Source organism: Achromobacter sp. FW305-C-28 (assembly GCF_058783235.1).
Genome location: NZ_JBYSYL010000001.1, coordinates 434634 through 460173, shown reverse-complemented (window position 1 = coordinate 460173; position 25540 = coordinate 434634). Strand labels below are relative to the sequence as shown.

The 25540-nt window shown below is 67.0% G+C and carries 22 protein-coding genes; 10 read left to right on the top strand and 12 right to left on the bottom strand.

What is annotated here, in order from left to right; genetic code table 11:
• Positions 1–4 precede the first annotated feature (4 nt).
• From AC3WMR_RS02040 to AC3WMR_RS02025, 4 genes are all read left to right on the top strand, one after another.
• A complete protein-coding gene (locus AC3WMR_RS02040; RefSeq protein WP_492262468.1) occupies positions 5–1024 on the top strand; it encodes an ABC transporter substrate-binding protein in 1020 nt (339 codons plus the stop codon).
• 74 nt (positions 1025–1098) lie between these two features.
• Positions 1099–1944 carry a branched-chain amino acid aminotransferase gene (locus AC3WMR_RS02035; protein ID WP_492262467.1) on the top strand — a complete coding sequence of 282 codons (846 nt, stop codon included), beginning with the start codon at positions 1099–1101 and terminating at the stop codon, positions 1942–1944.
• Positions 1945–2035: 91 nt separating this feature from the next.
• Entirely contained in the window at positions 2036–4186 is a 2151-nt protein-coding gene (locus AC3WMR_RS02030) for a phosphocholine-specific phospholipase C (RefSeq protein ID WP_492262466.1), read from the top strand.
• Entirely contained in the window at positions 4168–4590 is a 423-nt protein-coding gene (locus tag AC3WMR_RS02025; RefSeq protein ID WP_492262465.1) for an ASCH domain-containing protein, read from the top strand. The genes AC3WMR_RS02030 and AC3WMR_RS02025 overlap by 19 nt, the downstream gene beginning before the upstream one ends.
• A 46-nt stretch (positions 4591–4636) precedes the next feature.
• Here the strand turns inward: AC3WMR_RS02025 and AC3WMR_RS02020 are convergent, their stop codons facing one another.
• The 7 genes from AC3WMR_RS02020 to AC3WMR_RS01990 all read right to left on the bottom strand — a co-directional run bounded on the left by AC3WMR_RS02020 (position 4637) and on the right by AC3WMR_RS01990 (position 11682).
• Positions 4637–5401: an ABC transporter ATP-binding protein gene (locus tag AC3WMR_RS02020; RefSeq protein ID WP_492262464.1), complete on the bottom strand. Its 765-nt coding sequence runs from the start codon at positions 5399–5401 to the stop codon at positions 4637–4639.
• Entirely contained in the window at positions 5398–7236 is a 1839-nt protein-coding gene (locus AC3WMR_RS02015; protein ID WP_492262463.1) for a branched-chain amino acid ABC transporter ATP-binding protein/permease, read from the bottom strand. Before AC3WMR_RS02015 ends, AC3WMR_RS02020 begins: the two co-directional genes overlap by 4 nt.
• A gap of 5 nt (positions 7237–7241) precedes the next feature.
• Complete coding sequence (locus AC3WMR_RS02010) at positions 7242–8279, bottom strand: branched-chain amino acid ABC transporter permease (RefSeq protein WP_025137091.1); 1038 nt, start codon at positions 8277–8279, stop codon at positions 7242–7244.
• Between the two features lie 133 nt (positions 8280–8412).
• Complete coding sequence (locus tag AC3WMR_RS02005; RefSeq protein WP_492262462.1) at positions 8413–9576, bottom strand: ABC transporter substrate-binding protein; 1164 nt, start codon at positions 9574–9576, stop codon at positions 8413–8415.
• A gap of 248 nt (positions 9577–9824) precedes the next feature.
• Entirely contained in the window at positions 9825–10382 is a 558-nt protein-coding gene (locus AC3WMR_RS02000) for a biotin transporter BioY (protein ID WP_492262461.1), read from the bottom strand.
• 29 nt (positions 10383–10411) lie between these two features.
• Positions 10412–11008 carry an energy-coupling factor transporter transmembrane component T gene (locus AC3WMR_RS01995; protein ID WP_492262460.1) on the bottom strand — a complete coding sequence of 199 codons (597 nt, stop codon included), beginning with the start codon at positions 11006–11008 and terminating at the stop codon, positions 10412–10414.
• Positions 11005–11682 carry an energy-coupling factor ABC transporter ATP-binding protein gene (locus AC3WMR_RS01990; protein ID WP_492262459.1) on the bottom strand — a complete coding sequence of 226 codons (678 nt, stop codon included), beginning with the start codon at positions 11680–11682 and terminating at the stop codon, positions 11005–11007. The genes AC3WMR_RS01995 and AC3WMR_RS01990 overlap by 4 nt, the downstream gene beginning before the upstream one ends.
• 52 nt (positions 11683–11734) lie before the next feature.
• On the opposite strand from AC3WMR_RS01990, the gene msrB reads away from it, so the two are divergent.
• The 4 genes from msrB (at position 11735) to AC3WMR_RS01970 (ending at position 13861) form a co-directional block, all read left to right on the top strand.
• Positions 11735–12133: a peptide-methionine (R)-S-oxide reductase MsrB gene (gene msrB / locus AC3WMR_RS01985; protein WP_492262458.1), complete on the top strand. Its 399-nt coding sequence runs from the start codon at positions 11735–11737 to the stop codon at positions 12131–12133.
• Positions 12134–12712 (top strand): septation protein A, encoded by a 579-nt coding sequence (locus AC3WMR_RS01980; protein ID WP_025137085.1) that lies wholly within the window; start codon positions 12134–12136, stop codon positions 12710–12712.
• 85 nt (positions 12713–12797) lie between these two features.
• The gene (locus AC3WMR_RS01975) at positions 12798–13067 is read left to right on the top strand and encodes a BolA family protein (protein WP_175190994.1); all 270 of its coding nucleotides are present in this window, start codon (positions 12798–12800) and stop codon (positions 13065–13067) included.
• Positions 13068–13084: 17 nt separating this feature from the next.
• Positions 13085–13861 (top strand): peptidylprolyl isomerase, encoded by a 777-nt coding sequence (locus AC3WMR_RS01970; protein WP_025137083.1) that lies wholly within the window; start codon positions 13085–13087, stop codon positions 13859–13861.
• 87 nt (positions 13862–13948) lie between these two features.
• Here AC3WMR_RS01970 and ligA read toward each other — a convergent pair whose 3' ends face one another.
• The 3 genes from ligA to smc are packed head-to-tail and all read right to left on the bottom strand — an operon-like array spanning position 13949 to position 20706.
• Entirely contained in the window at positions 13949–16048 is a 2100-nt protein-coding gene (gene ligA, locus AC3WMR_RS01965) for an NAD-dependent DNA ligase LigA (RefSeq protein ID WP_492262457.1), read from the bottom strand.
• Positions 16048–17127: a cell division protein ZipA C-terminal FtsZ-binding domain-containing protein gene (locus AC3WMR_RS01960; RefSeq protein ID WP_492262456.1), complete on the bottom strand. Its 1080-nt coding sequence runs from the start codon at positions 17125–17127 to the stop codon at positions 16048–16050. Before AC3WMR_RS01960 ends, ligA begins: the two co-directional genes overlap by 1 nt.
• A 45-nt stretch (positions 17128–17172) precedes the next feature.
• A complete protein-coding gene (gene smc / locus AC3WMR_RS01955) occupies positions 17173–20706 on the bottom strand; it encodes a chromosome segregation protein SMC (RefSeq protein WP_492262455.1) in 3534 nt (1177 codons plus the stop codon).
• 311 nt (positions 20707–21017) lie between these two features.
• Here smc and lplT point away from each other — a divergent pair, with 311 nt between their 5' ends.
• Positions 21018–22337 carry a lysophospholipid transporter LplT gene (gene lplT, locus AC3WMR_RS01950; protein ID WP_492262454.1) on the top strand — a complete coding sequence of 440 codons (1320 nt, stop codon included), beginning with the start codon at positions 21018–21020 and terminating at the stop codon, positions 22335–22337.
• A gap of 97 nt (positions 22338–22434) precedes the next feature.
• Here lplT and AC3WMR_RS01945 read toward each other — a convergent pair whose 3' ends face one another.
• Positions 22435–23397 (bottom strand): uracil-DNA glycosylase, encoded by a 963-nt coding sequence (locus AC3WMR_RS01945; RefSeq protein ID WP_492262453.1) that lies wholly within the window; start codon positions 23395–23397, stop codon positions 22435–22437.
• On the bottom strand, positions 23394–24659 hold the full coding sequence (tsaB, locus tag AC3WMR_RS01940) for a tRNA (adenosine(37)-N6)-threonylcarbamoyltransferase complex dimerization subunit type 1 TsaB (RefSeq protein WP_492262452.1): 1266 nt from the start codon (positions 24657–24659) through the stop codon (positions 23394–23396). The genes AC3WMR_RS01945 and tsaB overlap by 4 nt, the downstream gene beginning before the upstream one ends.
• Positions 24660–24789: 130 nt before the next feature.
• On the opposite strand from tsaB, the gene risA reads away from it, so the two are divergent.
• Positions 24790–25524: a response regulator transcription factor RisA gene (gene risA / locus AC3WMR_RS01935; protein ID WP_003813882.1), complete on the top strand. Its 735-nt coding sequence runs from the start codon at positions 24790–24792 to the stop codon at positions 25522–25524.
• The last annotated feature ends 16 nt before the right edge of the window (positions 25525–25540 follow it).

Sequence of the window (25540 nt, the reverse complement as noted above, 5' to 3'; positions counted from 1 at the left end):
CACCATGCGCACGAAGCCATTGCTTGCCGCCGTCCATGGCGCCCTGGCGCTGACCGCCGCCCTGCTGATGTCCGCCCCGGCCCAGGCCGCCGGCCCCACCTGCGAAGTGAACCGCCCGGTGCGATTCAGCGGCCTGAACTGGGAATCCAACCTGGTGCTGGCCAACATCGAACGCTATGTGATGGAACACGGCTACGGCTGCAAGACATCGGTCGAGATCGGCGAAACGCTGCCGATGCTGGCGGCGCTGCAACGCGGCGACGTGGACGTCACCCCTGAAGTCTGGCCCGGCCAGATCGAAGGCGCCTGGAAAAAAGCGCTGGCCAGCGGCCGCGTGCTGGGCCTGGGCCATGTCTATGACGCGGGCGAAGGCTGGTACGTGCCGCGCTACACCGTGCAGCGCCATCCCGACCTGAAATCGGCCGCCGACCTGGCCCGCTTCAAAGAGGTGTTCGCCGACCCCGAAGACCCCGGCCGAGGCCGCATCTACGGTTGCCCCGCCGGCTGGGCCTGCGGCACGCTGAACGACAACCTGCTGCGCGCGCTGGACCTGGACCGCGACTACAGCCTGTTCGCGCCCGGTTCGGGCGCCGCGCAGAAGGCCGCTATCATGTCCGCCTACAAGCGCAAGCGCGACATCGTCTTCTATTACTGGACCCCCACCGCGCTGGTCGGTGCGCTGGACCTGGTCAAGCTGGAACTGCCCGCCTTCGACCAGGCGGCGTATACCTGCCTGACGGACCCCAAATGCGCCAAGCCGGTCGCCACCGAATTCAAGCCCAACCCCGTAGTGACCGGCGTGAATGCCGCCTTCGTCAAGGAAGCGCCGCAACTGGCCGCGTTCCTGGCCAAACTGACGGTGCCCAGCGACGCTATCGACGCCACCCTGGGCTGGCTGGAAACCGAAGGCAAGGAACCCGAGGAAGCCGCGCGCTATTTCCTCAAGCAGTACGGCCCGGTCTGGCGGCAATGGCTGCCCGAGGACGCGGCGCAGCGCGTGCAGGCGGCGCTCGACAAGGAATGAGTCAGCGCGCTCATGTATCCTGACGTTTCGGCGCGTAAACAGCGCCACGACGAGACAAGCAAAGGAAGCACACCATGGACGCCTTGTTCTGGCACAACGGTCACTGGACCTCCGAAAACCCCAAACTGCTCGGCCCCGCCGACCACGCCTTCTGGATGGCCAGCATGGTCTTCGACGGCGCGCGCGCATTCCGCGGCCTGACGCCCGACCTGGACCTGCACTGCCAACGCGTGATCCGCTCGGCCGAAAAGATGCTGATGAAGCCCCAGCTCGGCTGGCAGGAAATCCAGGCGCTGTGCCTGCAGGCCGTGGCCAAGTTCCCCGAAGGCACCGAGCTCTACATCAAGCCCATGTTCTTCTGCGCCGACGGCTTCCTGCTGCCCGACGCGGACAAGACCCAGTTCGTGCTGCACGTGTTCAAGGTGCCGATGCCGGGCGAGCAAGGGTTCGCCGCCTGCTTCTCCAGCTTTGCGCGGTCCTGGCCCAACATGGCGCCCACCGACGCCAAGGCCTCGTGCCTGTACCCCAACGGCCAGCGCGCCATCCGCGAAGCGATGGACAAGGGCTTTGACAACGCCATCATGCTGGATGGCGACGGCAACGTGGCCGAGTTCGCGTCCAGCAACCTCTGGATCGCCAAGGACGGCGTGGTGTCCACGCCCGTGGACAACGGCACCTTCCTGAACGGCATCACCCGGCGCCGCGTGCTGGCCCTGCTGAAGGCCGATGGCGTGGAGGTGCAGGAACGCAGCCTGACGCGCGCCGACATCGAGGCGGCCGACGAAGTATTCTCGTCCGGCAACTACGGCAAGGTGGTGCACGTGAACCGCGTCGAAGACCGCAAGCTGGAATACGGCCCCATGGCCCGCCGCGCACACAAACTGTACATGGACTACGCGGAAAGCACCCGCGGCAAGTAAGCCGCGACGCTTTCCCGGATCCGCCCTGCTGCCCGCCCCGCGCGGGCAGCGCCGCATGGAACGCAAACCGCAGCATCAAGGACTATCCCGCATGCAATCCCGACGCGAGTTCCTGCGCGGCAGCGCCGCGGTCGCCGGCGCTGGCAGCGCCCTGGCGCTGCTGCCCGCCTCCATCCGCCGCGCGCTGGCCATCCCTGCGAACCGCCGCAAGGGCACGATCGAAGACGTCGAGCACATCGTCATCTTCATGCAGGAGAACCGGTCGTTCGACCATTATTTCGGCGGTCTGGCGGGGGTGCGCGGCTTTGGTGACCGCTTCCCCATTCCGGTACCGGACAGCCCGGATTTCACGCATCGCACCGTCTGGGCCCAATACAACGGCCGCCCCGACGAAGGCGCGCCGCGCAGCGTGCTGCCGTTTCACCTGGACACCCGCGAGGCCTACGAGACGATGCGGGTCGCCAGCACGCCCCACACCTGGTCCAACGCGCAGGATGCCTGGGATGCCGGCCGCATGGGCCAATGGCCGGCCGCCAAGAAGAACCATTCGATGGCGTACTTCACGGAAAGCGACATGCCTTTCCAGTACGCCATGGCGCGGGCCTTCACCGTGTGCGACGCCTATCACTGTTCGTTCACCGGCGGCACCAACACCAACCGGCTGTTCGTCTGGAGCGGCACCAACGATGGCCTGGGCCGCGGCAACGGCCCGGCGCTGGGCAATCTGTACAACAAGCTGGGCGGCGGTGATCCGGCGGGCGCCTACACCTGGACGACCTACCCCGAACGCCTGGAACGCGCCGGCATCAGCTGGCGCATCTACCAGAACATGGCGGACAACTATTCGCTCAATCCCACCGCCGGCTTCAAGGCCTATCGCGACGCCCACCAAGGCTTGCCGGGCTCGCTGTCAGCGCTGAAGGACAAGGCGCTGACCACCCGCGATCTGGACCTGCTGCGCCAGGACGTGCTGGACGACAAGCTGCCCCAGGTGTCGTGGATCTGCGCCACCAAGGCCGGCTCGGAACACCCCAGCCCGTCAAGCCCGGCCCAAGGAGCGGACTACACCGCGCACGTGCTGGACGCGCTGACCGCCAATCCCGACGTCTGGAGCAAGACCGTCCTGTTGCTGATGTTCGATGAGAACGACGGCTTCTTCGATCACATGCCGCCGCCGGCGCCGCCCACCCGCCGAGCCGATGGCACACTGGCGGGCGCGTCCACCGTGGATACCGCCGGCGAATACCACGAGATCGTGACGGGGGTCGAAAAAGACGACACCGCCGCCCACCGGCACGGCACCTACGGCCTGGGCCCGCGCGTGCCGATGTACGTGCTGTCGCCCTGGACCAAGGGCGGCTGGGTCAATTCGGAAGTGTTCGACCACACCTCGGTGCTGCGCTTCGTCGAGCGCCGCTTCGGCGTGGCCGAAACCAATATCTCGCCCTGGCGTCGGGCGGTCTGCGGCGACCTGACGTCGATCTTCGACTTCGCCATGCCCGACGACGCCGACCGGCTGCGCGGCCTGCCGGCCACCGCCGACCGAGCAGCCCAGGCCGCGGCGCTGCCCGGCACCATCACGCCGCCCGCGCCCGACAAGCCCGGGCTGGCGCGCCAGCAAGGCGGCACGCGGCCATCCCGCGCCCTGCCCTATGCGCTGTCGATGCAGGTGCGCGCCGACGGCGATGGCATCGCGCTGCGTTTCGACAACACCGGCACGGCCGGCGCGGTGCTGCACGTCTATGACCGGCTGCATCTGGAAGCCGGGCCGCGCCGCTATACCGTCGAAGCCGGCAAGCAGCTCGAGGGCGTCTGGCCCACCACCGCCGATCAGGGCCGCTATGACCTGTGGGTGCTGGGCCCCAACGGCTTTCACCGCCACGTCGCGGGCCGTCTGCAAGCCGACGCCGCGCCCTTGATGGTTGAAGCCCTCTACGAGGCGGCCGGCCCGCGGCTGCGCCTGACGCTGCGCAACCCGGGCGGCCAAGCCCGCGGGGTGCGCATCCAGGCCAATGCCTACGGCTACCCTGGCCGCGCCGACGCCGCATTGCCCGCGGGCGCCGAGACCCTCGTGGACTGGGACCTGGCGCCCAGCGGCGGTTGGTACGATTTCAGCGTGCACGCCGATGACGAACCCGGCTTCGTGCGCCGCCTGGCCGGACGCATCGAGACGGGCTCCCCCTCAATCTCGGACCCCGCAATGGGTCAGGAGCTGATACTGCAATGGACACCGCCCGCGTGAAACCGCCCGCCCCTTACGAAAACGCCGTGACCTTCCAGTTCGGCGATTCGCCTGAACTGGCCGATGAACTGCTGGCGCTGGTGCTGTCGGGCGCCAAGACGGCGACCTGCGGCGCGCTGCGTGACTTCACCGAGAAAGAGCCGGTCCCGGAAGCGGGCCGACGCGATGTGGTGCTGGATGGCCGCGGCCGCCCGGCCTGCGTCATCGAGACCACCAGCGTGCTGATGCAGCGCTTTGACCAGGTGGACGAAGCGTTTGCGCTCGCCGAGGGCGAAGGTCCGTACGAGGTCTGGCGGTCCGAGCACATTGCGTACTTCGGCCGCCATGGCGGCTATGCGCCCGACATGATGCTGGTGTGCGAACGCTTTCGCGTGGTCGAGGTGTTCGAGCGCGGGACGGACTGAGCGCCCGCCCCGCCGAATCGCTGCGGCGCCGGCAGGCGCCGGCCCCTCAAGCGGCTTCTTGCTCGGCGGCCTTGCCCAGGCCCAGGTAGCTTTCGATGACCTTGGGGTCGCCGGCCAGCTCGCGCGCCGGACCGTGCAGGATGACCTCGCCGGTTTCCAGCACGTAGCCATAGTCAGCCACCTGCAAGGCCGCGCGGGCGTTCTGTTCGACCAGGAGAATCGCCACGCCGGTTTCGCGCAGGCGCGCGATGATGTGGAAGATCTCGCGCACGATGCGCGGCGCGAGACCCAGGCTGGGCTCGTCCAGCATCAGCAAGGTGGGCTTGGCCATCAGTGCACGCCCCACCGCCAGCATCTGGCGTTCGCCGCCCGACAGCGTGCCGGCCTGCTGGGCGCGGCGTTCGCGCAACCGCGGAAACAGGTCGAAGACCTCGTTCAGCGTGTCGCGCCAGCCGCTCTCGCGCGCCCGGTACCGGCGAAAGCCACCCAGCAGCAGGTTGTCTTCGACCGACATGGTGCCGAACAGCTCGCGCCGCTCGGGCACCAGCGACATGCCGGCGGCCACGCGACGCTCGACCTGCCAGCCGGACACATCGGTGCCGGCGTACTGCACGGTGCCGGCCGCATGGCCGGTCTGGGGCAAGGACCCCATCACGGCATTCAGCATGGTGGACTTGCCGGCGCCATTGGCGCCGATCACGGTGACGATGCTGCCTGCCGGCACGGTCAGGGTGGCGCCGGCCAGCGCGCCGACCTTGCCGTAGCGGGCCGACAGGTTGCTGACTTCAAGTACGGGTCTGGACGCGGTCATTGCACGCCTCCTGCGGTGATGGGCTTGGCCTGGTCGGCTTCGGGCAGATCGTCGTCGATGCCGCCCAGGTAGGCTTCCAGCACCGCCGGGTTCTGTTGCACCTCGGCCGGCACGCCTTCGGCCAGCTTGGTGCCAAAGTCCATCACCACCAGGTGGTTGGTCAGGCGCATCACAAAATCCATGTCGTGTTCCACCAGCAGAATGCTCATGCCCTCGGCGCGCAGCTGTTCCAGCACGCGGGCCAGGTCTTGCTTTTCCTTGTAGCGCAGGCCGGCGGCCGGCTCGTCCAGCAACAGCAGCACCGGATCGCTGGCCAGGGCCCGCGCGATTTCCAGGATGCGCTGCTGGCCCAGGGCCAGGTTGCCCGCCTGCTCGTACAGGTATTCGCCCAGGCCGACGCGCTTGATCTGCTCGGCGGCTTCGTGCAGCAGTTGCGCTTCGCGGGCGCGGTCGGCATGCAGGGCGCCGGCCCACACGCCCACGTCGGAACGCAGGTGCGCGCCCAGTGCCACGTTTTCCAGCACTGTCATGCCCGGCAGCAGTTGCACGTGCTGGAAGGTGCGGCCCACGCCCAGCTTGGCGATCTCGCGGGCCGAGCGGTTGTCGATACGCTCGCCCATGAACGTGACCTTGCCGCGCGTCACCGGCAGCACGCCGCTGATCAGGTTGAAGGTCGTGCTCTTGCCGGCGCCGTTGGGGCCGATCAGCCCCATGATCTCGCCCGAGCGAACCTTGAAAGTGATGTCGTTGACGGCGACCAGGCCGCCGAATTCCTTGCGGATGGCATCCACTTCCAGCACCACCTGCCCCGCCTGCGGCCGCGGACGCAGCGGCAGGGCCGGCGCCGGCGCGGGCGGCGCCAGATTGCGGCGCGAGCCGTCGGTGCCGGTCAGGCTGCCCCACCAGCCCGCCAGGATCGGCCACAGGCCGTTGCGGGCGTATTGCAGCATCAGGATCAGCAACACGCCAAAGACGATCATCTCGAAGTTGGCATTGGTGTCCAGCAGCTTGGGCAAGAGATTCTGCAACTGGTCTTTGAGCACCAGGATGACGCTGGAACCGAGCAAGGCGCCCCAGACGTAGCCCGCACCGCCGACCACCGCCATGAACAGGTATTCGATGCCGTAGTTGATGCCGAACGGGCTGGGGCTGACCGCGCGCTGCATGTGCGCATAGAGCCAACCCGACACGCACGCCAGCAAGGCGGCCCAGACGAAGATCACGACCTTGTACGCGGCGGTGTTCACGCCCATCGACTCGGCCATGCCGGCCCCGCTCTTGAGCGCGCGGATGGCGCGGCCCGGACGAGAATTCAACAAATTGCGGGTCGCCCACAGCGCCAGCAGCACGAACACCCAGATCAGGTAATAGATGTGGCGGCCGCTGGCCAGCGACATGCCAAAGAGGCTGATGGGCTCGATGCCGGCGATGCCGTCATGCTTGCCCAGCGCATCCAGATTGCCGAACAGGAAGAATAGCGACAGGCCCCAGGCGATCGTGCCCAACGGCAGGTAGTGGCCCGACAGGCGCAGCGTGATGGCGCCCAACAGGTAGGCCACCACGGCGGTCAGGATCAGGCCGGCGGGCAGCGCCAGCCAGGGCGACACGTCGTATTGCGTGGTCAGGTAGGCGGTGGTGTACGCGCCCAGGCCGACGAACGCGGCCTGGCCGAACGAGGTCAGCCCACCCACGCCGGTCAGCAGCACCAGGCCCAGCACGACCAGGCTGGCCAGGCCGATGTAGTTCAGCTGCGTCACCCAGAACTCGGGCGTGGCCGGCAGCAGCGGCAAGCCGGCCAGGACCACGATGAAAACGGCAAGCAAAATGCGGTTCATGACGTTTATTCCTCTTCGTCCACGTGATGGGTGCTGAACGAACGCCAGACCAGAACCGGGATAATCAAGGTGAAGACGATCACTTCCTTGTAGGCGCTGGCCCAGAAGGACGAGAACGATTCCAGCACGCCCACCAGCAGCGAGCCGGCGGCCGCCACGGGGTAGCTGGCCAGGCCGCCGATGATGGCGCCGACAAAGCCCTTCAGGCCGATCAGGAAGCCCGTGTCGTAGTAGACGGTGGTGATGGGCGCGATCAGCATGCCGGACATGGCGCCGATGGCCACCGCCAGCGTGAACGTCAGGCTGCCGGACATGGTGGTGCTGATGCCCACCAGGCGGGCGCCGCGGCGGTTGACCGCCGTGGCGCGCAGCGCGCGGCCATACAGCGTCTTGCCGAAGAACAGCCACAGCGCAATGATCAAGAGCGCGCAGGTCGCGACCACGAACAGGCTTTGCGCCGACCACGTCATGAAGCCCAGGTCGACCTGGCCGCTCACGAACGCCGGCGTGCGCCAGCCTTCGGCGCCGAAGAACACCAGCGCCAGGCCGGTCAGCGCGAAGTGCACCGCGACGGACACGATCAGCAGCACCAGCACCGTGGCTTCGGCCAGCGGCTGGTAGACGATGCGGTAGACCATCGGGCCCATCGGAATGACGAGCAGCAGCGTCAGCAGCATGTTCAGCCACAGCGAATTGCCGGGGGCGGTATAGGTGACGGTCAGCCACAGCAGCGCCAGCGGCAGGACGACACAGGTCAGCACCGCGCGGACCAATCCGGCCGCGTTGCGGGTGCGCAACGCGCGCAGCAGTTCAAGCACCAGGCAGACCACGCCCAGCAGCGGCAGCAGATAGGCGGTGCCGGGCACCTTGCCGTCCACCAGCATCGCCAGGGTCAGGGCGCCGAACGCCACGAACTCGCCCTGGGGAATGAAAATGACGCGCGTAACGGCGAATACCAGCACCAGAGCCATGCCCAGGAGGGCATAGATGGCGCCGTTGACGACACCGTCTTGCAGCAGGATCAGCGCAATTGAGGAATCCATCTAACAACCTATTTAGTTCTTGGTGCGCCGGCCGCGCCCGGGACACTTGATACGACGCACCGGCCGGAGAGGCCGGTGCGAAGCATTGCTCGGACATCCAGGCGGATGCCCGTGGATAGGCAATCCGCGGGGATTACAGGCCGGGTTGGTAGACCCACTTGCCGCCTTCGACCTTGACGATGACGCGCGAACGCTCGTCAAAGCCGGCGTGGTCGGTGGGCGACATGTTGAACACGCCTTGCGAAGCGGGCAGGTCCTTGACGTTTTCCAGGGCGTCGCGCATGGCGGCGCGGAACTCCGGCGTGCCCGGCTTGGCGCCGGACTTCAGGGCCACGGGCAAGGCCGCCACGACCAGTTGGCCGGCATCCCACATGTGGCCGCCGAAGGTGTTGGTCGACCCGGCGCCGTTGGCCTTTTCGTAGGTTTCGACGTAGGCCAGGGCCGACTTCTTGACGGGGTTGCTGTCGGGCAGCTGGGCCGCGACCAGCAGCGGGCCGGCCGGCAGGTACATGCCGTCGCAATCCTTGCCGCAGACGCGCAGCACGTCGTTGTTGGCGGCGCCGTGGGTCTGGTAGATGGTGCCGCCGTAGTTGCGGGCCTTCAGTTCCTTTTGCGGCAGGGCCGACGGGGTGCCGGCGCCGGCGATCAGGATGGCGTCGGGCTTGGCGCCGACCAGCTTGAGCACCTGGCCCGTCACGCTGGTGTCGGTGCGGCTGTATTTTTCGATGGCGACGATTTCAATGCCCTTGGCCTTGGCGGCCTTTTGCATCACGTCCAGCCAGCCGTCGCCGTAGGCGTCGGCAAAGCCGATGAAGCCCAGCGTCTTGACCTTGGACTTGGACATCGCGTCAGCCAGCGCGCCGGCCATCAGGGCGTCGTTCTGCGGGGTCTTGAAGACCCAGCGGCGCTTGTCGTCCACGGGTTCGACGATCTTGGCGCTGGCGGCCACGCTGATCATCGGCACCTTGGCTTCGGCAGCCACGTCCACCATGGCCAGCGAGCCCGGGGTGACCGACGTGCCGATCAGCACGTCGACCTTGTCGTCAGAAGCCAGTTTGCGCGAGTTCTTGACGGCTTGCGTCGTGTCGGTCGCGTCGTCCAGGACGATCCATTCGATCTTCTGGCCGGCCACTTCCTTGGGCAGCAGCGCCACGGTGTTGCGCTCGGGGATACCCAGCGAGGCGGCGGGGCCGGTGCTGGACACCGTGACACCCACCTTGACCTGAGCGCTGGCCAGCAGCGGCAGGGTCAGGGCAACGGCGGCGGCGGCCGCGGACAAGCCGAAGTGCTTGCGCATGTTTTGTCTCCTGTGGTGGCTCTTTTGTTGCCCCGGTCGAGGCGGAAGCGAGCCTAGTTAAAGTTATACAGAAAAAAATATTATAGGGTTAAAAGAGTATCAAATGACTTCGCGCAACTACGGTAAATCCCTGATGTGCTACGGAAACCTAGCTCAGCAAACGCATTCGTTAATGGCGAACTTGTACTTGAAAGCCCCGCGGGCGTCAGTTGGGGGATTCCCTTGTGCGGCGCACCTCGACGCGGCATTCACCGCCCCAGCATCGGCCACACCCGCTCGACCCTTGCTGCGACCCATGCGGCCAGCGCCGCCTTGATCAGGTCGCCGGGTATGAACACCGCCACGGCCATCGCGGCCTTGGCCAGCCCCATCTTGGTGACCGTCGCCAGCCACGGCACGCCAAAGGCATAAACCACCACGATGCCGCCGATGACGCAGGCGACGGCATAGCCAGCCAGCGCCGGCCAGAAACGCTCGGCCCGGCCCGCCAGGCGGCGCGCCAGCAAGCCCGTGACCCAGGCCCCTGCCACCAGGCCGACCAGAAAGCCGCCCGTGGGCCCGAAGAAGGCGCCCATGCCGCCCCGCCCGCCCGGCAGCACCGGCAGCCCGATGGCCGCCAGCACCAGGTACAAGAGGCAGGCCAGGGCGCCACGGCCCGGCCCCAGCATCGCGCCGGCCAGCATGGCCCCCAGCGTCTGCAAGGTGATCGGCACCGGAATGCCCGGCAGGGGCACCGGCGGGATCAGGCTCATCACGACGATCAGCGCGGCGAACAGGGCCACCAGCACGGTATTGTTGGATTTCATGGCAGTGCCTTTTCTATCAAGACGGAAGTTCAGAGACTGCGGGCGTCGATGGCCTCGGCCACTTCCTGGGCCCGCTTCAGGGTCAGCACCACCAGGGGCACGATCAGCGCGACCGGGTTGGCGCCCAGCCCCCGCGCCGCCTGCGCCTCGCGGATTTCATGGAAATTGCGCCATATCTCGGGCACGAAGCGCAAGGCCAGGGCCAGCGCCAACGCGACCTTGCCGGCATCGACCAGCCCGATGCGCTGCAGCGGCATCAACACACGCTCGCACACGGTGATCAGGTCCGACGTACGGGTGGACAGCGTGACGGCCAGGGCCAGGCCCACCATCGCTGCAATGCGCAGCACGACGGCCAGCGCCTCCTGCCAGCCCTGGAAAAAGCCCGTGAACAAGGCCACGGCCAGCAGCACCCAGACCAGCCCGCGCACCTGGCGCCAGACGCCCGCCACCGTGGCCCCGGCCAGGCGCAGCAGCAGCGCCGCCACCAGGCAGGCCAGCGCCAGCCCGCGCGGCTCGCGCAAGAGGAACAGGCCCGCGCCCGCCGCGGCCAGCGCCAGCAGCTTGAGCCATGCGGGCAGCCGGTGCAGCGGCGAGTCGCCGGGTATATATAAAGGTTCGATCACGCGCAGTGGTTCCGGTACCAGCGCAGCGCCGCGGCGGGGGTGTCGTCGGCGGCAATGGCGCCGTCCTGCACGACGACCACGCGCTCGAAGTCTTCCAGCAGGTCCAGGTCGTGGCTGACCACGATGGCGTCCTGCGGCAAGGCCGCTATGGCGTCGCGCACCCGGTTGCGGTTGCGCAGGTCCAGCTGGGTGGTGGGTTCGTCGAACACCACCAGCGCCGGCCGCATGACCAGTACGGCTGCCAGGGCCACCAGTTGGCGCTCGCCGCCCGACAGGGTGTGGCTGGTGCGGTCCGCCAGATGCGCCACGCCCAGGGCGGCCAGTTGGACCTCGATGCGGGCTTCGCGCTGGCCGCGGTCGGGTTCCAGGTGTTTCAGGCCGAAGGCCAGGTCTTCGCGCACGATGGGAAAGACAATCTGGTTCTCGGGGTTCTGGAACACGAAACCGACCTGGCGCCGCACGGCCTTCAGGTCCTGCCGGGTGTCCAGCCCGCCGACCCGCACGCTGCCCGAGGTGGGCAGCACCAGGCCGTTGACCAGCCGCGCCAGCGTGCTCTTGCCGGCGCCGTTCGGACCGACGATACCGACCCGGCGGCCGGCAAGCAGAAGGCTCACCCCGCGCAACACTTCCGCCTGGGGCGTCGATACAATCGCCTGGTCAAACTCGATTAACATGGGGCGGGATTATGCCCGAACCATTTCGGGCATCGGGACTCCAAGAGCTGATATGGACAAAGTACGCAAAACCGACGCCGAATGGCGGGCCCAGCTATCCCCGGAAGAATACGTCGTCACCCGTGAAAAGGGTACCGAACGCGCATTCACCGGGCGCTACTGGAATACCTTCACCCCGGGCATCTACCGCTGCGTGGGCTGTGGCACCGCGCTGTTCGCGTCCGACACCAAATTCGACGCGGGCTGTGGCTGGCCCAGCTATTTCCAGGCGCTGGATCCGGAACTGGTGCGCGAAGAACGCGACACCACCCACGGCATGGTGCGCACGGAAGTGCTCTGCAACGTCTGTGACGCGCACCTGGGCCACGTCTTTCCCGACGGCCCCGAGCCCACCGGCCTGCGCTACTGCATCAATTCCCTGTCGATGACGTTCGAACCCATAGAAGACTGAATGAAGAAGTTCCTGTTCGACCTCTTTCCGCTGTTCCTGTTCTTCCTGGCCTACCGGTTCACGGACATCTTCATCGCGACCGGCGTGGCCATGGCGGCGGCGGTGCTGCAGATCGTCTGGCTCAAGGCCACCGGCCGCGCCACCGAAGCCATGCACTGGATCAACCTCACGGTCATCCTGGTGTTCGGCGGCGCCACCATCTGGCTGCACAGCGACGTCTTCATCAAATGGAAGCCCACGGTGCTGTATTGGCTGTTCGGCGGCGCGCTGGTGTTCGCCCGCCTGCTGTTCGGCCGCAACCTGATCCGCCGCCTGATGGAAAAGCAGATCCAGTTGCCGGATGCCGCCTGGGAAAAACTCAATCTGGTGTGGGCCGGCTTTTTCCTGGTGGCGGGCGCCATCAACCTGTATGTGGCGTTTTCGGGGCACTTCACCGAATCGCAGTGGGTCAGTTTCAAGGCCTTCGGCCTGATGGGCCTGATGATCGTCTTCGTCATCGGCCAATCGCTCTGGCTGGGCAAGCACATCCAGACCGACGACAACGCCGCGCCGGGCTCCAGCACCCCGCCCAAGCCCTGAGGCCGTCCGGCCGGGCCCGGGTGCCCGGGCCCGACGCCCTTCCCCCATGGCGCGCCCGGCGCGCCGGAACTTTACGATTGACGCCATGTCAGAAACCACCGATCGCATGACCCTGATCCGGGAGCGCCTGGCCGTCCTGGAACCGATTTCCCTGGACATCCAGGACGACTCCCATTTGCATGCCGGCCACGAAGGCAGTAAAAACGGCGCCGGCCATTACCGTGTGCACATCGTAGCGTCCTGTTTTGCGGGGCTCTCCGCCGTGGCGCGGCATCGGCTGGTGTATCATCATTTGCAAGATTTGATCCCCTATCCGATTCATGCGCTTGCGCTAGACGCCCAGGCTCCCAAATAGTTAGTAAAAGGATATTCATGAAACGCATCGTCATGCTGGCAGCCGCCTGCGTCATCGCTGTGCCTGCTTTTGCTCAGAACGTGGCTACCGTCAATGGCAAGGCCATTCCGCAAAAGAGCCTGGATCAATTCGTCAAGCTGCTGGTCAGCCAAGGTGCGACCGATTCGCCCCAGCTGCGCGAACAGGTCAAGCAGGAAATGATCAACCGCCAGGTCTTCGTGCAAGCCGCTGAATCCACCGGCATCGCCAAGCAAGCCGACGTCCAGACCGAAATCGAACTGGCCCGCCAAGGCATCCTGGTTCGCGCCCTGATGGCCGACTACCTGGCCAAGCACCCGGTGTCGGATGCCAAGGTCACGGCCGAATACGACAAGATCAAGAAAGAACAGGCCGGCAAGATGGAATACAAGGTCCGTCACATCCTGGTCGAAGACGAAAAGACCGCCAACGACCTGCTGGCCCAGTTGAAGAGCAACAAGGGCAAGTTCGACGACCTGGCCAAGAAGAACTCGAAAGACCCCGGCAGCGCCGAAAAGGGTGGCGACCTGGGTTGGGCGCCTCCGACCAACTACGTCCAGCCGTTCGCGCAAGCCGTGACGCAGCTCAAGAAGGGCCAACTGGTCGACAAGCCGGTCCAGACCCAATTCGGCTGGCACATCATCATGGTCGACGACACCCGCCCGGTCGAATTCCCGCCGCTGGATCAGGTCCGTCCGCAACTGGAAGAAATGCTGCGCCAGCAAACCCTGGCCGACTACCAGAAGGAACTGCGCGAAAAGGCCAAGATCCAGTAAGCCTGCCGCTTTCCCAAAAAAACTGCCCGCAAACACAGCGGGCAGTTTTTTTGTGCCGGCGTTTTCCGGCGCTACGTCGCAGGGCGTCTAGGACAGGCCCAGCAACGCCTTCAGCGCGTCTTCGTCAAGCACCGTCACGCCCAGTTCCTGGGCCTTGGTGAGCTTGCTGCCGGCGTCTTCGCCAGCCACCAGGTAGGCGGTCTTCTTGGAGACCGACCCGCTGACCTTGCCGCCGGCCGCCTGGATGCGCATCGAGGCTTCTTCGCGCGTCCAATTGGGCAACGTGCCCGTCAGGACGAAGGTCTTGCCGGCCAGCGTGGTGTCTTCAGGCACGGCCTCGGCCACCGGCTGCACGCCCTGCGCCTTCAGTTGGTCGATGACGTCGCGGTTGTGCTGCTCGGCGAAGAATCGGCGAATGGAGCCCGCCACGATCGGCCCCACGTCGGGCACGGACGACAGCGCGTCTTCGTCCGCATCCATGATGGCCTCGATGCTGCCGAAATGGCGCGCCACGTCGCGCGCGGTGGTTTCGCCCACGTGACGGATGCCCAGGGCAAACAGCAGCCGCCCCAGCGCCGGCGCCCGCGCCTTGTCGATGGCCTCGACCAGATTGTCAGCCGACTTCTGGCCCATGCGGTCCAGGCCCACCAGTTCAAGCGGACGCAGGCTGAACAGGTCGGCCAGGGATTTGACCCGGCCGCTGTCCACCAACTGCTCGACCAGCTTTTCGCCCAGGCCTTCGATGTCCAGCGCCTTGCGGCTGGCCGCGTGCCACAGCGTCTGCTTGCGCTGGGCCGCGCAGAACAGCCCCCCCGTGCAGCGGGCGATGGTTTCGTCTTCCAGGCGCTCGATCGCGGAGCCGCAGACCGGGCATTCCTTGGGCATGACGAATTCGCGCGCATCGTCGGGCCGCTTGTCGAGCACGGCGCCCACAACCTCGGGAATCACGTCGCCCGCGCGCCGGACGATGACCGTGTCGCCAATACGCACGTCCTTGCGGCGGATTTCGTCTTCATTGTGCAGCGTGGCGTTGGTGACCGTCACGCCGCCCACGAACACCGGCTTGAGCCGGGCGACGGGGGTGATGGCGCCCGTGCGGCCCACCTGCACTTCAATGTCCAGCAGCGTGGTGGTGGCTTCTTCGGCGGGGAACTTGTGCGCCAGTGCGAAGCGCGGCGCACGCGCCACGAAGCCCAGCAGTTTCTGCGCCGGCAGCGAATCGACCTTGTAGACCACGCCGTCGATGTCGTAGGGCAACGAGGTACGCAGCGCGCCGACCTTGGCGTAGAACGCCATCAGCCCTTCGGCGCCAGTGGCGCGCAGGTTGTGCTTGACGTTGACGGGCAGGCCCAGCGAGGCCAGCCAGTCCAGCATGGCGCCGTGCGACTTCTCGGGCAGCGGCGAGGCTTCGGCGGCACCCGCCGGGGCCTCGTCGAACAGGCCGCTCTGCCCGCCCGGCAGGCCCTGGACTTCACCCCAGCCGTAGGCGAAAAAGCGCAATGGCCGCTTGGCGGTGATGCGCGGGTCCAGCTGCCGCAAGCTGCCGGCGGCCGCATTGCGCGGATTGACGAAGATTTTTTCGTCGCGCTTGGCCTGGGCCGCGTTGAGTTTTTCGAAGTCGGCGCGATTCATCAGGACTTCGCCGCGCACTTCCAGCACCCGGGGTGCGGGACCGGTCAGCTGCAGCGGAATCGCCTTGATGGTGCGGATGTTGGACGTGACGTCTTCGCCCGTCTGGCCGTCACCGCGGGTGGCGGCCTGCACCAGGCGGCCGTCTTCGTAGCGCAGGCTGATCGCCAGGCCGTCGAGCTTGAGCTCACAGAAGTATTCGGTCTGCTCTGCCGGGCCCAGCAGGCCGGCGCCACGCAGGGTGTCAGTGACGCGCCGGTCGAACGCCGTCACGTCTTCCTCGTCGAAGGCGTTGCCCAGCGACAGCATGGGCACGGCATGGCGCACGCTGCCGAAGGCCGACACCGGCGCGGCCCCCACGCGCTGCGTGGGCGATTCCGGCGAAACCAGTTCAGGATGCGCGGCTTCCAGGTCCTGCAGCTCGCGCATCAGGCGGTCATAGTCGGCATCCGAGATGGATGGATCGTCGTAGACGTAATAGCGGACGTTGTGCTGTTCGATTTCCGCGCGCAGGCGCGCCGCGGTTTCCGCCGCAGGGGTACTTCCGGCCTTGCTCATTACGCAAACACCCGTTGAGCGCGCTCGCTGCCGGCCGGCAAGCCGGCTTGTTCGAGCTGGCCGAACAGCACTTGCAGGCGTTCGTCGATGACCGTTTCAGAGCCGTCGGCCAAGGGCTTGCCCTGGTCGTCGACCAGGTCGGCGCGCAGTCGGGCAGCCAGTTCGCGGCCCACGTCGACCATGCGGCCAAAGGCGCGGCTGTCCGCCGGGCTGCACGGCACGTCCAGCAGCAGGTACAGGCGTTCGATGCCGCCCATGCCGGCGTCGAAGGCGGCACCGTCGGCGCGCGCCAGCGTGAAGCGGGCCACGCCGTTCTCGGCCGGCCAGGCCAGGCGATTGCCGTCGGCCACGAAGCCGGCGTCGCGGGCGACATTCAGGACTTCGGCGGCCGGTTGGGCGGCGCCCAGCAGCAGCGTCAGGCCGACCTGCGTGTCCAGCGCGGCGCAGGTGTCGTCCAGGCGGGCGGCCTGTTCCAGCACGGCTTGCTGGTCGGGGCCTTCGATCAGGGCGTCAAAGCGCTCGGCCATGTCCTGGGCGCGGGCCCAGGCCTGTGACCATTCGATGGCGGTCAGGGGGCCGCTGCGGTTGGCCAGCAGCACGGCCAGTTGCATGGACGCATAGGATTCGCCGGCATGCACGCGCGCGCGATGGCGGCGCTGGTCGGTTTCGGCGAACACGCGCATGGGCTTGCGGCCCACGTGGCGCAGGCTTTGCATGTAGGGCAGCAGGTCGGCGCCGCGCACCGGCTCGGCGAAGTTGATCTCGATGACCACTTCGCAGGCGGGATCGGGTTCTTCGGCGTCGTCGGCATCGCTGCCCGGATCGACCGGCTTGGGTTGCTCGGGGTGTGCCTTGGGGGCATCGCCCATGCCGGGCTCGCGCCGCGCGGACGCACCGCCCGCGGCAGCAGCGCCTGCGGCCGCACCGGCTCCCGCGCCCAGCAGGGGATCCTGCTCGGAGGTGGGGAAATGGCTTTGCATCTTGCGGCGGACGCGGCGGTCTTGCCACCAATTGAAGCCCAGCACCAGCAGTATCAGCAAGACGCCCAGGGCAATCAGCCCGATCTGCAAATCACTCATGTGTAAATCCCGCGCCATGAAGCCGGCGCCGTTCTGAATATTGGTTTATGCCGCTTCGGAGGCCATCATCTGGACGGCCGAATCTATATCTACCGCAACGATACGCGAAACCCCCTGCTCTTGCATGGTGACGCCGATCAGTTGCTTGGCCATCTGCATCGCGATCTTGTTGTGCGAGATGAACAGGAACTGGGTCTGCTCGCTCATGTTGGCGACCAGGTTGGCGTAGCGTTCGGTATTGGCGTCGTCCAGCGGCGCGTCCACTTCGTCCAGCAAGCAGAACGGGGCGGGGTTCAACTTGAACAGCGCGAACACCAGTGCGGTCGCCGTCAGGGCCTTTTCGCCGCCGGACAACAGGTGGATGGTGCTGTTGCGCTTGCCCGGGGGCTGCGCCATCACCTGCACGCCGGCATCGAGGATTTCCTCGCCGGTCATGGTGAGCTTGGCCTCGCCCCCGCCGAACAGCTTGGGGAAGAGTTCGCCAAAGTGGCCGTTGACCACGTTGAAGGTCTCTTGCAGCAGTTCGCGGGTTTCGCGGTCGATCTTGCGGATGGCGTCTTCGAGGGTCTCGATGGCGGTCATCAGGTCCTGGTGCTGGGCATCCAGGAACCCCTTGCGCTCGCGCGAGGTGTTCAGTTCGTCCAGCGCGGCCAGGTTGACCGAGCCCAGGGATTCGATCTGGCGCGAGATGCGCGTGACTTCCGATTGCAGCCAGTTGGCGCGGCGCCATTCGTCGGGCTGATTGGCCAGATCCTGGGCCAGGGCCTCGCGGTCGACTTCGCGTGCGTTGAGCTGCTCGGTGAATTGTTCTTCGGCCAGGCGGGCGGCCTGCTCCTGCAACTGCAATTCGGTGATGCGGGCGCGGCGCGGCTCGAGCGTGCGCTCTTGCTGCATGCGGTCTTCGTCGGCGCCACGCAACAAGGCCGACAGGTTTTCCATTTCCTGGCGGGCGCGCGACAGCGCGTCTTCGCGCTCGGCGCGCAGTTCCAGGGCGTCCTGCAGGCCGGCTTGCGAGGCCGACGCGTCCAGGTCGACCAGATCCGCCTGCAATTGCTCGAGTTCGACGCTGGCGCGCTGGCTCTGGTCGGCCGCCAATTGCTGGTTGCGTTGCAGGTCGGTGATGCGGACCTGGATGCCGCGTTCGGCGAATTCGGCTTCCTGGGCGGCACGTTCCAGTTCGCGCAGGCGGGTGCGGGCAGCCTCGGCCTGGGCGGCCAGGGTTTCGCCATCCATCTCGGCGTCGGCGAACTTGGACTGGTGTTCGGCCAGTTCCTCGTCGAGGGTCTCGAAGCGGGCTTCGGCCTCTTCGCGAGTGGCCCGCAGGTCTTCTTCGTGGACCGAGATTTCTTCCAGGTCCTGGCGCAGGCGCGAGGCGCGTTCGCCGGACTGCTCGGCCTGCTGTTGCAGGCGCGAGTGTTCAAGCTGGATGTCATGCACTCGGCGGGTGACTTCGGCCACGCGCTGGCGCGCCGGCGCAATGGCCTGGCTGACCTGCTGCCAGGCGACCTCGGCGCGGGCCACCGCGGCGCGCGCCTGGTCGGTGATCAGCTGCTGGGCCTTGATTTCGCGTTGCAGGTTTTCGATTTCCTGCTGGCGGGCCAACAGGCCGGCCTGCTCGGAGTCCGGGGCGTAGAAGCGCACGCTGTGCGCATCGACCAGATGGCCGGCCTTGACGACGCAGGCCGAGCCCGCCGGCAGCGTGGCGCGCATCGCCAGGGCCTGGGTCAGGTCGGTGGCGGTATAGATGCCGCCCAGCCACTCGGTGAGCAGCGTGCGCAGGTCGGGATCGGTGATGCGCAGCAGGCTGGCCAGCGAGGTCATGCCGGCCGGCGCGGCCGGGGCAGGCGCCGCGGGCGGCAATTGGTAGAAGGCCAGGCGGGCGGGCGGCGCATCGTCGGAGAACGCGCGGGCCCAGTCCAGGTTGCGCACTTCCAGCGAGGCCATGCGCTCGCGCAGCGCGGCTTCCAGGGCAGTTTCCCAGCCTGGTTCCACGTGCAGCTTCTGCCACAGCCGCGCCAGGCCGGCCAGTTCGTGCTTGGCCAGCCAGGGTTCAAGCGCGCCCTGCTTCTGCACGTCTTCCTGCAGCTTGACCAGCGCGGACAGGCGGGCTTCCAGGCGGGCGAGGTTCTGCGCGTCGGTCTGGGCGGCGGCCTGGGCGCGGCTGCGCTCGGCGTCGGCTTCGGGCACGCGCCCTTCCAGGGTGGCCAGTTCTTCCTGGGCTTCTTCAAGCTGGTCTTCACCCGCCACGCGGTCACCGGCCAGCTGTTCCAGGCGCACCGGGTCGGGGCTGTGCAATTCGCGCAGTTCCTGTTGCAAGCGCTCGCGGCGCTGCTCCAGGGTCTGCATCTGGCGGTCGGCGTCACGCTGGGTCTGCGCCACCAGGGCCAGGTTCTGTTCCACCCGGGCCAGGGCGGCGCGCATCTCGTCGCGGCCCGAGGCGGCTTCGCGCACCCGCTGCTCAACGGCCGGCAAGGCGGCCTGGGCGTCTTCGGCGGTAGCGCGGGCCTCTTCAGTGCGGGCGGCGCCGGCGGCCAGGTCTTCTTCGGCCTGCGCGATCTGCTCGGTGCAGTGCTCGCGCTGGGTGGTCCATTCGACGATCTGCTGCTGCAACTGGTCGCGGCGCGCCTGCAGGCGATTGCGCGAATCCACCACGTGGCGGATTTCGGCCTCGAGACGGCTCACCTGGGCGTTGGCTTCGTACAGCGCCCCCTGGGCCGCATGGACGGCGTCGCTGGCAGCGTAGTGGGCCTGGCGGCGGGATTCCAGCGCGGCCTCACCGGCCCGCAAGCCGGCGATGGCGGCTTCGAGCTCGTTCTGGGCCTGCGCCATTTCCTGGGTTTTCCTGGCGCGCTCTTCGCGGGCGCCGGTTTCCTTCAGGAACCACAGGGCATGCTGCTTCTTTTCGCCGTCGGCCTGCAATTCACGGTAGCGGGTGGCAACCTCGGCCTGGGCTTCCAGCTTTTCCAGCTGGCTGTTCAATTCGCGCAGGATGTCTTCGACGCGAGTCAGGTTCTCGCGCGTGTCGGACAGGCGGTTTTCGGTTTCGCGGCGGCGCTCTTTGTAGCGCGACACGCCCGCGGCCTCTTCCAGGAACACCCGCAATTCCTCGGGGCGCGCCTCGATCAGGCGGTTGATCATGCCCTGGCCGATGATGGCATAACCACGCGCCCCCAGGCCGGTGCCCAGGAAGATGTCGTGGATGTCGCGGCGGCGGACCTGCTGGTTATTGACGAAATAGCTGCTGGCGCCGTCGCGGGTCAGCACGCGGCGCACGGCGATTTCGGCGTAGGTGCTCCATTGCCCGGCAGCGCGGCCTTCGCTGTTGTCGAACACCATTTCGACCGACGCGCGGGCCGCCGGCTTGCGGTTGCCCGAGCCGTTGAAAATGACGTCCTGCATGGACTCGCCGCGCAACTCCGAGGCCTTGGCCTCGCCGAGCACCCAACGCACCGCGTCGATGATGTTCGATTTGCCGCAGCCATTGGGGCCCACCACGCCCACCAGCTGGCTGGGCACGGGAATCACGGTGGGATCGACGAAAGACTTGAAGCCGGCGAGTTTTAGCTGAGTAAGACGCACAGTACGATGACGACGGGGTGGGTTGAACGAAAGGCGTTAACGGACCTGCCGCACACATTGCAAACCGGCCCCTGGGGGGCCGGCTCACGTATGGGTCGTATGATACCGCAGGCAGTCTGTCCCCAAACGTGAACAACGGTCAAGCCGGGGCTGCCCGCATCCAGGGTCCCCCTGGGCTGACCTGCCGCAACCCACGGGCAAACGCTCAATAGCCCTACCCGCGCCACGGGCTATACTCGCTGACACTTTTTCGCAAGACACATAATTTTCACGCAGACTGACCGGGCTCAGGTCAAAGAACGGGGACATTCTTGAAACGAGGTTTCTATCTGGTCATGGCCGCGCAGGCCTTCTCGTCATTGGCGGACAACGCGCTGTTCATCGCAGCCATCGCCTTGATACAGGAACTGCATGGCCCCGACTGGTTAGCGCCCTTGATGAAGTGGTCGTTCGCGCTGGCCTACGTGGTCCTGGCGGCCTTTGTCGGCGCCCTGGCGGATTCCTTCCCCAAAGGCCGCGTCATGTTCTCGACCAACGCCCTGAAGGTCGCCGGCTGCCTGCTGATGTTCTCGTACGCCAGCGTCGGCGTCGCCCCTGAATACCAGACCTATCTCGTCTGCGCCGCCTATGCGGTCGTGGGCATCGGCGCCGCCGCCTACTCCCCCGCCAAGTACGGCATCGTCACCGAGATGCTGCCCCCGACCATGCTGGTCAAGGGCAACAGCTGGATCGAAGGCCTGACCGTCTTCTCCATCATCCTGGGCACGGTGCTGGGCGGCCTGCTGATCTCGACCACGGTGTCGACCGCGCTGCTGAACCACTCGTTCATCGGCAAGCTGGTGCACACGCCGGCCGAGGCCGCCATCCTGGTCATCGCCTTCGTCTACCTGCTGGCGGCGCTGTGCAACCTGCTGATTCCGCACACCCACGTGCGCTATCCGCCGCAGCAGAAGAACCCGGTCAAGCTCATCCGCACGTTCTGGGGCTATGTCTGCGTGCTGTGGCGCGACAAGCTGGGCCAGATTTCCCTGGCCGTCACCACGCTGTTCTGGGGCGCCGGCGCAACTTTGCAACTGATTGTCATCGAATGGGGCCGCAGCCACCTGGGCTACCAGCTCGACAAGGCATCCATGCTGATGGGCGTGGCCGCCCTGGGCACGGTGGTCGGCTCGATCCTGGCCGGCCGCATTCCGCTGCGCCGCGCGCTGGCAGTGCTGCCAGTGGGCGCCGCGATGGGCCTGGTCGTGCTGCTGATGCCGCTGGTGTATTCGCCCTGGAGCGTCTACCTGCTGTTGCTCATTACCGGCGGCCTGGCGGGCTTTTTCGTCGTGCCCATGAACGCCCTGCTGCAGCATCGCGGCCACGTGCTGCTGTCCGCGGGCCACTCGATCGCCGTGCAGAACTTCAACGAGCAGCTCAACATCCTGCTGATGGTGGCCATGTACACGCTGCTGCTGTGGCTGCAACTGCCCATCAACATCATCATCGTGATCTTCGGCACCGTGGTCGCCGTGCTGATGGTGGTGTTCATGCGCTGGAGCAAGCGCAACCTGGCCGCCAACCCCGACCTGCACGACCAGATCGGCCAGGAAGGTCACGGCCACGCGCTGGACTCGACCAAGCACCACTGAAGCGCCTCGAAAAAGAAAGGCCGGCAGTCTTCGCGGATGCCGGCCTTTTTTTTGATCTCCCTGGCCAGCTTGCCCCGGAAGACGGACACGCCCCCCCCTACATGCGGGCCGCCAGCTTCAAATCCTGCCAGGCGCGCGCCTTCTCGGCCGGGCTGCGCAGCAGATAGGCCGGGTGGTAGCTCACGATCACCGGAATCTCGCGGCCCTCGTCCGTCTTCATCTGGTGGATACGGCCGCGCAGGCTGCCGATGGTGGCATCGGTGCCCAACAACGCCTGGGCGGCGAACCGACCCAGCACCAGGATGCGCTCGGGCTGGAGCAGCGCGATCTGGCGCATCAGGTAGGGGCTGCAAGCGGCAATTTCCTCGGGCTTGGGATTGCGGTTGCCCGGCGGGCGGCACTTGATGACGTTGGCAATGAAGACATCGCGCTCGCGGCTCATGCCCACCGCCGACAGCATCGCGTCCAGCAGTTGGCCGGACCGACCCACGAAAGGTTGGCCCTGGCGGTCTTCCTGTTCGCCCGGGGCCTCGCCCACCACCAGCCAGCGCGTGGGCTGGCCGCCGTGGCCGAACACCGCATGGCGACGCCCTTCGCACAGGCCGCAGGCGGTGCAGGCCACCACTTGTTCGCGCAGTTCATCCAGGGTGGCGTTCTTAACGGCCTCGCCCACCGGCACCCGCACCGGCGCGGTGTCGGAGGCGGGATCCGCCTTTGGTGCCGGGCGTGGCGGCGGACCGCTGCGCACGGCGACGGCTGGGGCCCCTGCACGCGGCGCCACCGCGGGCGGGGGAGCCGCTGGGGGCGTACCCGCCTGGATTCCATCGGCAGACACCGACGGCGCGGCGGCGATCCGGGCCGCCGCGCCGGCCGTCACTGGCGGCGGTGAGGACGCCTGCCCGATCGCAGCAGAATCTTCTTTTGATACAACAACTTGCGGCACCGGCGCAGCGGCCGGACGCAGCCACAGGCGCTCCATGCCCAGCTCGCGCAGCCACAGGCGCTGCAGCGGATTGACGCGAGGCGCGGGCGAGGCCGGCGCGGCGTTCGGGGCCGTCATGCCGCCACTCCCTGGGGCGCAGCCAGCGCATCAAAGCGCTTCTGCATCACCAGGGCGTCTTCGCGCCCGCCCTTCTCGGCCGGATAATAGCCCCGCCGCAGGCCGATCTGCAGATAGCCGCGGGCCTTGTAGAACGCGACGGCCGACACGTTGGACGGCCGCACTTCCAACAGCACCCCTTCCAGGCCGCGCTCGCGCGCCTGCTGCTCGCACCAGTCCAGCAACACGCTGCCCAGCCCCTGGCGATGCAGGCTGCGGGCCACGGCGATCACCAGCACGTGGGCCACGTCGGGGGCGAACATCACGATACAGAAACCCGCTACCCGGCCTTCGCGCCGCAGCGTCCAGGCGCCGTAGCCGGCCGCCAACGCATCGGCGAAATTGCCGCGGGTCCAGGGAAAGGACTGCACATTGGCCTCGATCGCGACGACCTCGTCCAGGTCCGCGTCGGTCAACGGTTGCGGGCACACGGGCGCCAGGGTCGAAGGGGCCTTCGGGTTACCGCCCTCGCCACGCTGGCGCTCGGCGGTGGTGAACGCCACCTTGTCGCGCACGTACAGCGGCGCAGCCTGTTCCGGCGGCACGGCGTCGCCACGCAACCAGCCCTGGCGCGCCAGGCGCGCCACGCTGGCCGCCTCGGGCCGCAGGGCATCGCTGGCGCGGCGCCAGGCATCGGGCGCGGTCATCTCGGCGGCGTAGGCATCCCAGGCGTCGCCTGCCAGCGCCACGGTCAGCGGCCTGCCGGCGGTGCGCGACCAGCCGGGCAGATGGTGCGCCGTCCAGGGCACGACCTCGGCGGCCGAGATCAGTAGCGGCGCCTGCAGGGTTTCCCAGACGGGTTCACCGTCCGCGGGGCCAGCCTGGCGGTACACCGCCAGGTAGACCTCATTCATGCGGGCGTCCAGTGCCACCACGATGGCCTCGTCCGTCCCGCCAGCGGCCTGGGCGGCGACGGCCTGGTGCGACACAATGGGCAACACCGGGATGCCCAGCCCCATGCCCATGCCCTGGGCCACGCCGCAGGCCACCCGCAGGCCGGTAAAGCCGCCCGGCCCCTGGCCAAACGCCACCGCGTGCAGGGCGCCAGGGGGCAATCCGGCCTGGGCGAGCAGCTCGTTGGCCATGGGCAAAAGCCGTTCCGCGTGCTCCTGGGACCCCTCGTGCTCGCGCACGCTGACCTCCAGCCGGTCGCCCGACGCGCGCAAAAGGGCCACGCCGCAACGCGACGAAGAGGTTTCCAGAGCCAGCAGGTTTAGTTCCATAGGAGCAGATTGTACGAAATACCGGGCCGTTCCCCCGTATGTAAGGGGGATTTCAACCATGGTTCGCAATGTGTAATATCTTGTGAACGCCTACTAGCCGCTGGTTCTTGTCACTGTTACATTTCCGGCCATGAATACGCAAAACACCACCCCCACCCGAAAAATCCTCGTCGTCGACGATGATCCGCGCTTGCGCGATTTGCTGCGTCGGTATTTGTCCGAACAGGGATTCAACGTTTTCGTTGCCGAAGACGCCAAAGAGATGGGCAAACTCTGGCAACGCGAGCACTTCGACCTGCTCGTGCTGGATCTGATGCTGCCCGGCGAAGATGGTCTGTCCATTTGCCGCCGGCTGCGCGGTGGCCACGACAACACGCCCATCATCATGCTGACGGCCAAAGCGGAAGAAATCGACCGCATCGTCGGCCTGGAGATGGGCGCGGACGACTATCTGTCCAAACCCTTCAACCCCCGGGAACTGCTGGCTCGGATCAACGCGATCCTGCGCCGCCGCGGTACCGAGGAACATCCCGGCGCCCCCAGCCAGGAAAACGAATCCATCGCCTTCGGTCCCTACGTGCTGAACCTGTCGACCCGTACGCTCACGCGCAACGGCGAACAGGTGCCCATCACCACGGGTGAATTCTCGGTGCTCAAGGTCTTTGCGCGCCACCCGAAGATCCCCCTGTCCCGCGACAAGCTCATGGAACTGGCGCGTGGCCGCGAGTACGAAGCCTTCGACCGCAGCCTCGACGTTCAGATCTCGCGCCTGCGCAAGCTGATCGAACCGAATCCGTCCAAGCCCGTATTCATCCAGACCGTCTGGGGTCTCGGATACGTGTTTGTGCCGGACGGTGGTAGCTGACCGACACGCCCGCCCC